We start from the raw sequence: 13,165 nt of genomic DNA on the forward strand, positions 1-13,165 counted from the left end.
TTTTAACCAAGCTATCAGAGCTTTGTAATCTGTCGATACATTCTTGAAAACTTTGGTTTTAAACTTGCTTTTGTCGACATCACGCAGCCAGCAGCAGTCAAGTTTAGCTTTACTAATATCAATACCTATATAATGCATCTCTCATTTACCTTGTATATGCAGCATCACTGAAAACAGGTGCTTGGATACCATTCAATGTATGAGAACAATGAGAGTCTGGGCGTTTATCTACATTACAGCGTCAAACACTAAGGTCGGAACCAACATCACCGGACTCTACAGGTCATCAAGGTAGCTAACCCTGATTTCCGGAGAGATACAAGGTCGGAAAAGCCGCAGGCGCCTTCCGACAAATGTTGAGTATCTGAGCCGGTGTCGGATGGCGCTTCGCTTATCCAACCTACTCAGATATCAAGAAACTTATCGGGAATGGTATAAGAGACTGAAAAAGACCGTCGTCCCTGTCGTGCAGAGGATGAACAATAAAGCCTTTAAGGTTTTAAAAAAGCTTGAGTGTGCACTCAGATCACCCGTTATTTGAGTCATAACATCTAAAAGAAAGTATCTACAAAAAAATCGTGTTTTTGACGTGCTTGAAAAAGCCAATGTACATGCTGTGTATGCCATAACGACATATCTGGTAGTACGGAAACAAATAACAATAGCCGCAAGTGGTCAAGCGTGAGGGTAAAGTGGTTCGCGAATAACCACTGACTCACCCATAGCCTGCTTATAAAAAGGCTAACCGCACCGAAACAAGACTGCTCGATACAAGAGCAGGTTGCCGTTTTCGGTCACTATGGAAGCACTAGAGAATGTCTGGCCTGCATGGATATGTAAAACAATAACAACAGATCCACAGGAAGACCCGCATGAAATCGATACAAACCCGCATCGCGCTGTGGACAGGGGCTGCCCTCTTGTTCTCGGTAGTGGTACTGCTGTTTTTCTCCTTTAAAACCTACAGCGATATGCAACAGCTGGTGCAGGAGAAAAGTAAAACCCTACTCATGTCTGAGGTAAAGCGTGAACTCACCGCCCAGGTTAATTATGGCGGTGAAGTGGTGCGTAACCATCTGGATGTTTCCCTTGATCAGGCCAACGCCCTGGCCCGTAATCTGATCAGCCTGAAAAGTACCGCCAAGATTGGTGAGTTATACGATACCTCGCTACGGGATCGTATTGATGGCCTGTTACAGAGTACCGCGCAGTATAATCCTCAGTTACTCGGTGTGTTTACCGCCTGGGAAGCCGGTGGTCTGGATAATATCGATGATTTCTTCAGCCCCAGAGTGCCCGGTTATGATCGCTCTGGTCGTTTTATTCCCTACTGGCACACGACCGATAAAGGGTTGGAAAAAACCGCGCTATTAAAATACGAAGATAAAACATTACTGGAAAACGGTTCCCGTACCGGTGAGTACTATCTGTGTTCGAAAGAGACCTTAAAACCCTGTGTGATTGATCCTCGCTCGCCATCACCCATTGGTGAACAGGTACTAACCACCTCTCTGGTGGTGCCTGTACTGATTGAAGGTAAATTCCACGGTGTGACCGGTGTCGATATCTCTTTAGAGTTTATTCAACAAATAGCACAAGAGATCAGCAGCTCTCTGTACGATGGTCAGGGTGATGTGATTATCCTCAGTCATAACGGCACCATAGCGGCTCATAGCAAGGGTGAGAATCAGGGCCATAGCTTTACCAGCATCAGTGACGGCATTAATAAAAGCCAATGGCAACAGGAGCTAAGCGCCGTTAAATCGGGTCAAACCGCCATTAACGATTACCCAGAACAAGACTGGGTACGTGCCGCTATGCCAATCACTATCAAAGGGACTGATGTCAGCTGGTCACTGCTGATTGCGGTGCCCCGCTCAGTGGTATTGGCTTCAGTGAACGAGATGGATGCCAGCATTGCAGAAGTGGTGGCTGATGCGACCCGCAGTCAGGTGATTGTTGGTTCCTTAGTGACTTTAGCGGCTCTGATCGCAATCTGGGTGGTTGCCGGTGGTATTGTGCGCCCGATTCGCAGTGTAGTTGAGGTATTGAGTCAGGTCGCCGATGGAAACCTGACGCAAAAGCTGGATATCCAGCGTAGTGATGAAACCGGAGTTCTGGCGGATGCCTGTAACACTCTGGTTGATCGTATGCAGCGCATGATCAGAGAGATTGCTGAATCCAGCGATAAATTGACCACAGCAGCGGAGCATTCGGCTGCTATTTCCTATCAAACCCGCAAAGGGGTGGAGCGTCAGCAAGATGAAGTTGCTATGATTCTTACCGCTGCAACCGAGATGACAGCAACTGCCCAGGAGGTAGCGAATAGCGCTCAGCAAGCCAACGACGCTACAGTGCATGTGCAACAGGAAGCGGGTCAGAGCCAGAATGTGATCAAGCTGACCAGTGCATCCATTGATGCCTTGGCTGGTGAGGTGCAGCAGGCTTCCAATGCGATCCAAAAACTGGAGCAGGACAGCCAAAATATCTCCTCTATTCTGGATGTAATTCGGGATATCACCGAGCAGACCAATCTATTAGCGCTGAATGCCGCCATTGAAGCGGCCCGTGCCGGTGAAGCAGGGCGTGGTTTTGCGGTAGTGGCCGATGAGGTACGCGGTTTGGCACAACGGACTCAAACATCCACCGATGAAGTACAGGGCATGATCCATAGTATCCAGCAAAGCACTGAGAAAGCAGTGGCTGTGATGGATAAAGGGCGTTCCAAAGCGGATGCCAGTATCGATCAGGCGGCACAAGCGGGTAGCTCGCTACAAGCGATTCTGGATTCGGTAACTACCCTGGCAGATCTTAATGCTCAGGTGGCCAGCGCAGCCTCACAACAAAGCAGTGTGGTGGAAACGATCACCTCTAATCTGAATACTATCAATCAAGTAGCAGAAGAGGCTGTGCAGGGAGCAGAGCAATCCACCCAAAGCAGTGAGCAGCTGACGCAATTGTCGCAACGGCTGAATCAGGTGGTGAGGCAGTTTAAATTATAAGGCAGCGTCCGTTGCTATTTTGGTCAATGCCCTGAGGTGATGAGTAATTCCTTGGGGCATTGATATCTTATAAGTTTCTTGATATTTGAGTAGGTTGGATAAGCGAAGCGCCATCCGGCATTGGCTCCGGTATCTGATTGTCGGAAGGCGCCTTGTGGCTTTTCCGACCCACAACAACTTATCTTGTTTGGTATTACTTCCATTCGAGGGGGGGCTTAAACGTTACAGCTACTCAACTCATCCTGCTCTGTTCTGATACAAGTTAATCTGATCTGCCTTGCTCCCAATGAAGCAACTGGTGATAATGATCACTCCTTCGAACCGAAATAAACCTGTTTCGGGCTTTTAAAAGATCAGTTGGGCAAGGTCGTGAAAGAGAAATATATCAACTTATTTACGGACTTTGGCTTTAAGAAAGCCTTTGGTGAAGAAGCCAGCAAAATCCATCTGATCAGCTTTCTTAATACTCTACTACCTGAACGCCATCAAATTCAGGAACTCCACTTCAGCAACAGTGAACACCAAGGCGCTACAGCGCTGGATCGAAAAGCCATCTTTGACCTGAACTGTGTCAGCGCTAATGGTGAGTTCTTTATTGTTGAGCTGCAAAAAGCGAAACAAAATTATTTTAAAGATCGCAGCCTGTTTTATGCGACCTTCCCTATCCAGCAGCAAGCGCAAAAAGGCGATTGGAACTTTAAGCTTTCTGCGGTTTATACCATTGGAATACTGGACTTTATTTTTGACGATGAAGATCCGGCAACCCATGGCGATGTTGTGCACCATGTGCAATTAAAGAATCAGCATAATCAAACCTTTTACGACAAGCTGACCTTTATCTATCTGACCCTGCCGAACTTCATGAAAACAGAGGAACAGCTGGAAAGCCTGCAGGACAAATGGTTCTTTCTGTTTCGCCATCTGCATGAGTTGGAAGAGATCCCGCCACGCTTACGAGAGAAAGTGTTTTTAAGCCTGTTTGAAAAAGCCAGTATTGCCCGATTCCAACCGGAAGAACGCCAGGCCTATGAGTCCAGTCTGAAATACTATCGCGACCTTAAAAATGTGATCGATACCGCATGGGATGAAGGCCGTGAAGAAGGATTGGAGCAAGGCCGTGAAGAAGGAAGGGAAGAAGGTATTGAGACCGGGCGAGAACAAGAAAAACACCTGATGGTCGCTAATATGTTGAAGGCTGGTATACCCGATGAGCAGATCATCAGTATCGCTCAGGTAAGTCAGGAAGTACTTGATAAGCTTAAGAATGAAAATTAGCAGCTGTTATACCGACCCAAATAAGTTGCTGTAGGTCGGAACAGCCGCAGGCGCCTTCCGACAATAGCTGAGAATCTGAGGCTGTCTCGGATGGCGCTTCGCTTATCCAGCCTATTCTGATATCAAGAAACTTATCGGGAATGGTATTTAGCTTTCAACATAGTGCCAAGCAGATTTAGCTTCAGACAAACTTTGGGCTGCTCTGATAAAAGTTCTCTTTTCAGGCAGCCCGCTATTAAAGAAACAGGATTTATACCCAAGCGAAACGTAATCTAAACCGAAATCCCACCCAGCTTGGTTTCCAGATATTCCAAAATACCTTCTTTGGCACCTTCACGGCCCAGGCCGCTGCTGTTCATACCGCCAAATGGGGCGGCAGCACTGGTCGGATTGATATCATTAATACCGATAATGCCGAAGTTCAGACCTTCATACATACGGATGGAACGGGATAGGTTCTCCGTATAGACATAAGCAGCTAAGCCATAGTGGGTGTCATTAGCCATCTCCAACACTTCTTCTTCGCTATCAAAGATAATGACGGGAGCCACCGGGCCAAAGGTCTCTTCCCGGTAGATTCTCATCTCTGGGGTGATATTGCTCAGTACCGTTGGGCTATAGAAATGGCCTTTTTCCATGCCGTCTAGGGTAAGTGGCTCTCCACCACACAACAAGGTTGCGCCTTTTTCAATCGCATCCGTTACCTGGGCTGAAACCTTATCGATAGCCGCTTGATTGATCAGAGGGCCGATACGCACATTGGGCTCCATCCCATTGCCTGCGGTCATCCCTTTCACTCGTTCGGTGAGTTCAGCCAGGAAAGGTTCAGCAACATCTCGTTGTACAAAGATGCGGTTTGGACTGATACAGGCCTGGCCGGTATTAAGGAATTTCACCAGAGATAACCCCTTGGCCGCATGTACAGGATCGCAGTCATTAAAGACTACCGCTGGCGCATGGCCGCCCAGCTCCATCGAAACGCGTTTTAGGTGTGGTGCAGCCAGAGTAGCCAGATGTTTACCCACGGGTGTTGAGCCGGTAAAGGTCAGTTTGCGTACTGCCGGGTGAGTACAGAACAGCTCGCCGGTCGCAGCGGGTTGAGCGACAGTGACCAGATTCAGCACACCCGGTGGGAAACCCGCCTGTTCAAAGATCTTAAACATGGCGATCGCACATAATGGTGTGCTTTCGGCCGGTTTCAGTACCATAGTGCAGCCTGCTGCAATCGCGGGGGCAACCTTACGGGTGATCATAGATATCGGGTAATTCCAAGGGGTAATCGCGGCAACGACACCCACCGGTACCTGATTGACCCAGAAGCGCTGATCCTTTCTGGCAGAAGGGATGGATTCGCCATAAACCCGTTTGGCTTCTTCGGCATACCAGAGCAGAAAATCAGCGCCATATTGCACTTCATTCAGAGCGGCTTTTAATGGCTTACCCTGTTCACGGGTCATTAGCTCTGCCAGTTGCGGCTTCTGCTCCAGCATCAGTTGATAGGCTTTATACAGACAGGCTGAGCGCTCATAAGCGGTGGTGGCTGACCATGATTTAAAGGCCCGTTCAGCGGCTTGAATGGCTGATTCCACCTGCTCGGGTGTATTGTCTAATGCCGAACCAATCTGTTCACCGGTTGCCGGGTTAAAAACCGGAAAGTTGCCTGTAGAGTTGCCGAGGGAATTGTCAGTGGAATGTGCAGTGGAGTCACCGCCGGAGTTATCTAACCAGACGCCATCAATATACATGGTTTGTTCTCTTTAAAATCGATTGGGTTATGAAAGAAGCTCAGGGGCCTCTTTCAAAGACTTGATGCGGTATATGAGCTTTAGAACAGCTCCTCAGGCATGGCCAGGGTTGACTGGGCGCCATTGGCAATGGTGCCGGCAAAGCTCTGCTGTCGTGGCAAAATCTGATCCAGATAGAAGGCGCAGGTCGTAGCCTTGGCTTGATAGAAGTTCTGGTTACTGTCGGTCTGTAGATGCTTCTCTGCGGCATCGGCGGATTTGATCATCTGCCACCCGGCGACCACATAAGACGCTTGCATCATAAAGTTAAACGCCAATGCACCAGTGATCTTGCTGTCGTCACATTTGAGTAGAATCTGGGATGATTCTTTTAACTGATCAACGCTATCCGCAAAGCGCTTGATCTGAGTAGCGCTTAGCCCATCTGAGGCAGAGATGCTTTCCAGTGAGGCCTGAATATCATCGATCAGTTCGGACATACCCAAGCCCTGATCAAAGGCCAGCTTACGACCCACCAAATCCATGGCTTGGATACCATTGGTACCTTCATAGATCGGCAGAATACGGGCATCACGGAAATGTTGCGCTATGCCGGTTTCTTCGATAAAGCCCATGCCGCCATGGATCTGAATGCCCAGTGAAGTCACTTCCTGAGCGATCTCGGTACACCAGCCTTTGACCAGTGGCGTTAACAGTGCCAGACGACGTTTATGACGAGCCTGTTGCTCATCTGATAACTGATCCGCTTCGGCCAGATCCACCTCGGTGCAAGCGGTATAAGCCAGTGCTCGGGCCGCTTCGGTCAGGCTGCGCATGGTCATTAACATACGACGCACATCGGGGTGATGGATAATAAAGCTGTTCTGTTTCTCGCCCGGTGCAATACCCTGAATACGTTCACGGGCGTATTGGCAACTCTGCTGATAGGCCCGTTCTGAGATGGATACACCCTGCAGGCCAACGGTTAGGCGGGCGTTATTCATCATGGTGAACATACAGGCCAGGCCCCGGTGAGGCTGACCCACCAGATAACCCACCGCACCTTCGTTATCGCCATAACTCATAACACAGGTTGGGCTGGCATGAATGCCTAGCTTATGTTCCAGTGATATTGCTTTACAGTCGTTACGCTCACCCAAGCTACCATCGGTATTTACCAGGAATTTTGGTACCAGAAACAGCGAAATCCCTTTCACCCCTGGCGGTGCATCGGGCAGTCGGGCCAGTACCAGATGGATAATATTGTCACTCATGGAGTGCTCACCCCAGGTGATAAAGATCTTCTGACCATAGACCCGATAGTGATCACCGTCCGGTACCGCTTTAGCGCTTACGGCTGCCAGATCTGAACCGGCATTCGGCTCGGTTAGATTCATGGTACCGCTCCACTCACCACTGATCATCTGCGGCAGGTATTGAGCTTTTAACTCTTCGTTGGCATTGGCGGAAATTGCTTCTACCGCACCTTGGGATAACAGAGGACACAACCCCCAGGCCATATTGGCGGAGTGCCACATCTCCTGCACAGGAATCGCCAGGGAAAAGGGCAAGCCCTGACCACCAAACTGAGGATCAAACTGTAGCGAACCCCAACCACCGTTAACGTATTCCCGGTAGGCCTCGGCAAAGCCATTTGGGGTAAGCACATTATGCTCGTCTGTTAGCTGTACACCATGAGCATCGCCGACACGGTTCAGTGGGGCGATCACCGAGGTTGCCAGTTTACCGGCTTCTTCCAGAATAGCGCTGACCAGATCCGGGCTGGCATCGGCGCAACCGGTCTGTTCCACTACGTTGGGAAAGTCGACAACTTCGCTTAGCAGAAAGTTCATATCATCCAGAGGGGCAAGATAGTCACTCATAATGTGTTCCTTATAATGTGAGCATGGCCTGAGGCATACGTGGCGAGGAGATAGGGTTTAAGCATTGAGAGCTGTGCTTTTGGAGCCGGCTTGGCTTTTGGAAAGTCAGCCAGCTCCAGAAAGGATACAGCTTCTGCAATTTTGAAAGACTTATACCAGTCTCGATACGTTTCTTGATATCAGAGGTTGGATAAACGAAGCGCCATCCGACATTGGCTCTGGTATCTGATGATTGTCGGAAGGCGCCTTACGGCTTTTCCGACCTACAACAACTTATCTTGTTTGGTATTAGCTCATATACTGGCCGCCGTTAACGGACAGATTGGTACCAGTGATAAAACCTGCTTCTTCAGCGGTCAGGAATGCCACTGCACGGGCGATCTCTTCCGGCCGACCTAAGCGACCCACAGGGATACCCTGCACAATGCTTTCCAGTACATTTTCTGGTACCTGACGCACCATAGGGGTATCGATATATCCCGGTGATACGGCGTTTACGGTCACACCTTTACGAGCCCCCTCTTGAGCGATAGAACGGGTAAAACCATAGATACCGGCCTTAGTGGCGGCATAGTTCGCCTGACCAAACTGGCCTTTTTCACCGTTCAGCGAGGAGATATTTACGATACGGCCCCAGCCACGGTTGCACATACCATCAAACACCTGCTTGCTCATATTGAACATAGAACTCAGATTGGTATCGATCACATCTTGCCACTGTTGATGCTCCATACGTTTTAGCGGTGCATCACGGGTGATACCGGCGTTATTGACCAGAATATCAATTGGGCCGATTTCTGCTTCCACGGTAGCGACAAAGCTTTTACAGCTGTCAAAGTCGGCGACATCCAATGGAAACAGCAGAATCTCTGTGCCCATTTTCTGTAACTCAGCCTGCTGTTCCTTGGCTTGTTTTTCTGTCTCATCCGTCGGGTAGTAGGTGGCAATCACTTTATGGCCCTGTTGGCACATAGCTTCACACATGGCGACACCCAGACCACCTGTACCACCGGTTACTACTGCGATGCGTTGAGTCATAAAACTCTCCTTTTAAGGTTTGCCCCTGTTCTTTTGTATGTCCACAGCGGCATTGTTCTTATTGTTAAATATGGGCTTTCGCCCTCTGTTGTCAGGGTGTTTCTATCGTATTTACCCTTGTTGATGTGAAGCAGGTTAGCAAAAGTCAAAAAATAAACCAAGGGTTTTTACTTGGCTTTTTAGGTGTTTGTATTTATATTTATGCGCTGTTGTATCTGTTTTTATTTTTATCGCTAGCTTAGGAGAACAAAATGTCAGATAACCAAATGGATGCGCTGCACGGCTATTACCTAGAAGATCTGGAAGTCGGTATGCAGGCCGGTTATGCCAAAACCATTACTGAAGCTGATGTCGTGTTATTTGCTGGCATTACCGGGGATGACAATCCGGTACATATCAATGCGGAATATGCCGAGCAGACCATGTTTGAGCAACGTATCGTACACGGTATGTTCAGTGCGGGCCTGATCTCTGCGGTACTGGGCACACGTCTGCCTGGACCCGGTGCTATCTATATTGACCAACAACTATCCTTTAAGGCGCCGGTCCATATTGGCGATACTGTCGTGGCTACAGCCACTGTACTGGAGATTAATGAACAACGTCGCCGGGTTAAGCTGGAAACCGTGTGTCGGGTGAAAGGTAAAGTGGTTGCTGAGGGTACTGCTACGAATATGGTGGACCGCCGTCCGGCTTAACATCATACAACGTAAGCATATATACCACCTGATAGCAAGGGTATACCCTTGCTTATGCTTTTGTCTCAGATCTGACTTAATGTATCTGAGATCTATTGATAAATAGGGAGAACCCGATGTTAATCAGTGCTGATAACTCTGCGCTTTTAGTGATTGATGTACAGGAAAAGCTGCTGGGCGGCATTCATGAAAGTGAGAACCTGATAAAAAACTGCCAATGGTTGATGGAAGTGGCTCAACTGATGGAAGTACCCATAGTGGGTTCAGAACAATACCCTCAGGGTGTGGGCCCAACCACGGAAACGCTTAGGAATCTTCTGCCAGAGGGCGAGTTTATAGGTAAAACAGTGTTCTCTTGTGCCGATTCAGAGCCTTGTTTAAGTGCAATTCAGGCCCTGGATCGTAAATCTGTTGTGATTTGCGGTATGGAGTCTCATGTTTGTGTTATGCAAACTGCGTTGGGCCTGAAAGAGAAAGGTTTTGATGTCTCTGTGGTTGCTGATGCCATTTCGGCAAGAAACCCTTTGGATACCGAATATGCCATAGAGCGTATGCGGGCTGAAGGTATTCGCATCGTAACGCGCGAAATGGTGGGGTTTGAGTGGGTAAGACGCTCCGATATGCCGCAGTTTAAAACGTTCAGCATGAACTTTTTACGCTAAACCCTTTAGCGCTACCTGTCTGGCATGGCAATACTCCGACAGGGTATGACGCAGCAGTAAAAAGAAGATATCAGTGGCTACCCCTATCATTCAAAGGTTGATAGCTGGGCGTTACTAATCCTATATATCAGTAGGTTACATAGGTTTATAGACCTGATCTAAATCACAAAACATCACCTATACATAACCATGGGTGATGTTTTTTTGATCTGTGCCGTTACTCTAATAATAACTAGAGGTATACTTCGCGACAAAACCCATAATCAAAGAGATAGTTGCGATGACAGAGCAAGCTTTCTGGGAGATCATCAATCGTTCTCTTGAGCAAAATGCCCCTGGTTCTGATGGTCAGTACATTGCTATCAGTCAATCTTTGGCTAACCTGCCCCCTGAACAACTGATCGGTTTTGAGAATCAATTAAGTCGACAAAAAGCCAAAGCCTTCAGTTTTCCTGTATTGATGGCTAACTTTATTCTACAAAGCTATATCAACGATGATATTTTTGAAGATTTTCGTCTCTGGTTAATCTCTTTCGGTGAAGAGAAGTTTACGCAGATTTTGCATAACCCTGATGTTCTGGCAGATCTGTCTGATATTACAGACCCAGTAGAAGATATTACCGGCGAGGGGCTGGTTTTTGCAGCACTGGAAGCTTATGAAGCTCAAACGGGCCGAGATGATTTCCTCAAGCAAACTACCCCAGCAGAAGAGATCGAGATGTATTATGACTGGCCAGATCATCTTTCTGGTCTGGAAGCACGCATGCCAAAGCTGTTTGCACGCTACTGGGATTCTAATCGCAGTTATGAGCTAGCAGCTGAATAATATTGCCTGTGTATTAGTGATTTTTAGATATGCAACCAGAAAAGTTACGCACAGATTCAAAAAATATAACTGTAAAAAATAAAGGCCGGTTGATTGCAACAGGCCTTCATATCATGCCTTTAAACAGCTGATTAGCTGAAAGGTCAGTCGATATGCTCAGCAGTTTGCTTGATCTCTAATTGCAGCCCTTCACGGATCGACTCTGCCATTCCCGACATAGAAACTACCTGCAGAATGTCGTTAATACTGTTCCAATCTTCCTCTGAAATCATGACAGCATTGCCGCCCTCTCCTTCAATCAGTACTGTCGCATGTTCAGTAGCTGTTTTATTTACAACCATATTCAAGCCAGCACGGAAATCATTAACGGTCATTCGGATCATAAACAGGTCCTTCCTGCAATCGTCATCATCAGATCTGATGTTTCCCTGCGTCCTTACACAACAAAGACTCCTTACTACCCATAGCAACTATCCTGTGCATAGCCATAATGAAATGCGACAAAGGTGATCGGGTAAAGATAAAGTTTTGGGGGAAACCTTTATATTTTTTGCAGTTTAGCAAAACCAAACCTTTTTTCACCCCAAAAAGCACGGAAATATGACACCAGTCACACTGGCATAATTCCATTTCAGACAGCAAATAGCCATAATCTGCTTGATAATTAAAAGGTTAAGACTAAAGAACTAGAGCATGCTTTCACAGGGCCAGTCCATTACCGCTCAAAAAGATATATATTTGCAATAGGATAAAGAGCACAGTTTGCTTAATGTTTCTCATGGAAACTCAGACCTTGCTCAGTAAAATGTTTACCTCTCTTTTGGGTAAGATATACTGGACTAAAATAAGCCCTGGTATAAAAAGTAACCGGGATACTGCAAAAGCAGCCTTTGAGGGGTCGAATTTCTCTAAAGGATCATAATATAATCCTGAATGAACTCAAATTCCGTCTCACGGATCGAGAAAATCGACAATAATTAATATCAGGTAAGCAGTAAGCCTCGTGCCCCATAGCATAATGCCCAGAGCCAAAACTGATTACAACCGAAATACTCAGATACAGGATATGCCAATGAGTCGTCAATATATGACGCTGGGTTTCTACTCCGGCTTTAATGATATGTTTCGCCCCACCTTTGATGTAAAGGATTACGAAGGCAATGCGGTATTTGGTGACACTAAGACGATTAAAGAGCTGGCTAAAGCCAAGGTTATCGAAAGTGAAAATGACATCTCAGGCTTGGAAGCTCATTTGAAGAAATTAGGTGTGCTGCATCAAAAAGGCAGTCTGCTAGATGGCGTTATACTTGATCGGGCGATTAAAGATTTTTTCAATATTGATATCCCTACCTGGGAAGATGAAAAACGCTTTGCCCTTGCCTGGAGCACTCTCAATAAAATTCAGGTACGTCGTGAAAAGCTGATTAAAGATGTCAAACTGCCAATTGGCACCTTCCCTGCGGGCACCGATATCAACGAAGTTCGTCGCAAGCTAGCTCCGGCATTTCCTAAATTTGATGTTGCCCTGGCGCTTTCAGAGGGCGTTAATAAAATGCTGTTGCTACGACGTGAAAAGATTTTGGAAGTCAAGACAGATACTGCCAGCTAGTTTTTCTGGATAACCCCCGCCCCTAGACTGATAACCCGGCTTTACCCGCTCTTTATCAAGCCGCTCTATTATAAACAGAGTTGCTTGATGAGCGCAGAGGGTACTCTTCTTTTCGCTCATTTCACCTCTTTTCAACAAAGATCAAAATACAGGTAAATTAGAAGTTGTAATTTATGCCACTGAAGTATCAGTATGCCTGTAAATCAAAAAGACACAATAAATACAAAGAGATAAAAAAGCTAATCACTGATCAGTCACTGGAGCATTGAGGATATGGAGTGACGAATACATGGCCTAGCAGCCTGTCGGACTTAAGCTGTCAATAGGCTTAAAAATCAGAAAAAATTGCGATTTATGCAGGGATATTCCTATTTTTTGAGAATATCCCTGTTCAATACCTTATTTTAGGCGCAACTTGGCTATTCGTTTTAGATTCCAGGCCATACAC

Annotated in this window: 10 protein-coding genes; 6 read left to right on the plus strand and 4 right to left on the minus strand. The window is 47.0% G+C overall.

Features of this window, described 5'->3' with window-relative positions; genetic code table 11:
- Window positions 1-872: 872 nt before the first annotated feature.
- The gene (locus H579_RS0117755) at window positions 873-3,002 is read left to right on the plus strand and encodes a methyl-accepting chemotaxis protein (RefSeq protein ID WP_028301797.1); all 2,130 of its coding nucleotides are present in this window, start codon (window positions 873-875) and stop codon (window positions 3,000-3,002) included.
- Window positions 3,003-3,371: 369 nt separating this feature from the next.
- Window positions 3,372-4,277 carry an Rpn family recombination-promoting nuclease/putative transposase gene (locus tag H579_RS0117760; protein WP_028301798.1) on the plus strand — a complete coding sequence of 302 codons (906 nt, stop codon included), beginning with the start codon at window positions 3,372-3,374 and terminating at the stop codon, window positions 4,275-4,277.
- A 272-nt stretch (window positions 4,278-4,549) separates the two neighbouring features.
- On the opposite strand, the gene H579_RS0117765 is transcribed toward H579_RS0117760, so the two are convergent.
- The 3 genes from H579_RS0117765 to phbB all read right to left on the minus strand — a co-directional run bounded on the left by H579_RS0117765 (window position 4,550) and on the right by phbB (window position 8,922).
- Window positions 4,550-6,022: an NAD-dependent succinate-semialdehyde dehydrogenase gene (locus H579_RS0117765; protein ID WP_028301799.1), complete on the minus strand. Its 1,473-nt coding sequence runs from the start codon at window positions 6,020-6,022 to the stop codon at window positions 4,550-4,552.
- Between the two features lie 80 nt (window positions 6,023-6,102).
- Window positions 6,103-7,884, minus strand: coding sequence for an acyl-CoA dehydrogenase (locus H579_RS0117770; protein WP_028301800.1), 1,782 nt, complete (start codon window positions 7,882-7,884; stop codon window positions 6,103-6,105).
- 288 nt (window positions 7,885-8,172) lie between these two features.
- Window positions 8,173-8,922, minus strand: a complete 750-nt coding sequence (phbB, locus tag H579_RS0117775) for an acetoacetyl-CoA reductase (protein ID WP_028301801.1) — start codon at window positions 8,920-8,922, stop codon at window positions 8,173-8,175.
- Window positions 8,923-9,188: 266 nt separating this feature from the next.
- On the opposite strand from phbB, the gene H579_RS0117780 reads away from it, so the two are divergent.
- From H579_RS0117780 to H579_RS28080, 3 genes are all read left to right on the plus strand, one after another.
- Window positions 9,189-9,620 (plus strand): MaoC family dehydratase, encoded by a 432-nt coding sequence (locus H579_RS0117780; RefSeq protein WP_028301802.1) that lies wholly within the window; start codon window positions 9,189-9,191, stop codon window positions 9,618-9,620.
- 116 nt (window positions 9,621-9,736) lie between these two features.
- On the plus strand, window positions 9,737-10,282 hold the full coding sequence (locus H579_RS0117785) for a hydrolase (protein WP_028301803.1): 546 nt from the start codon (window positions 9,737-9,739) through the stop codon (window positions 10,280-10,282).
- Window positions 10,283-10,562: 280 nt separating this feature from the next.
- On the plus strand, window positions 10,563-11,108 hold the full coding sequence (locus tag H579_RS28080; protein ID WP_051227828.1) for a DUF4240 domain-containing protein: 546 nt from the start codon (window positions 10,563-10,565) through the stop codon (window positions 11,106-11,108).
- 143 nt (window positions 11,109-11,251) lie between these two features.
- On the opposite strand, the gene H579_RS0117795 is transcribed toward H579_RS28080, so the two are convergent.
- Window positions 11,252-11,491 carry a type II toxin-antitoxin system Phd/YefM family antitoxin gene (locus H579_RS0117795; protein ID WP_028301804.1) on the minus strand — a complete coding sequence of 80 codons (240 nt, stop codon included), beginning with the start codon at window positions 11,489-11,491 and terminating at the stop codon, window positions 11,252-11,254.
- Between the two features lie 689 nt (window positions 11,492-12,180).
- Here H579_RS0117795 and H579_RS0117800 point away from each other — a divergent pair.
- Entirely contained in the window at window positions 12,181-12,717 is a 537-nt protein-coding gene (locus H579_RS0117800) for a hypothetical protein (protein ID WP_028301805.1), read from the plus strand.
- Window positions 12,718-13,165: the final 448 nt, after the last annotated feature.

Origin of the sequence: Oceanospirillum beijerinckii DSM 7166 (assembly GCF_000422425.1) — a bacterium.
In the GTDB taxonomy this organism is placed as follows: Bacteria; Pseudomonadota; Gammaproteobacteria; order Pseudomonadales; family Halomonadaceae; genus Oceanospirillum; species Oceanospirillum beijerinckii.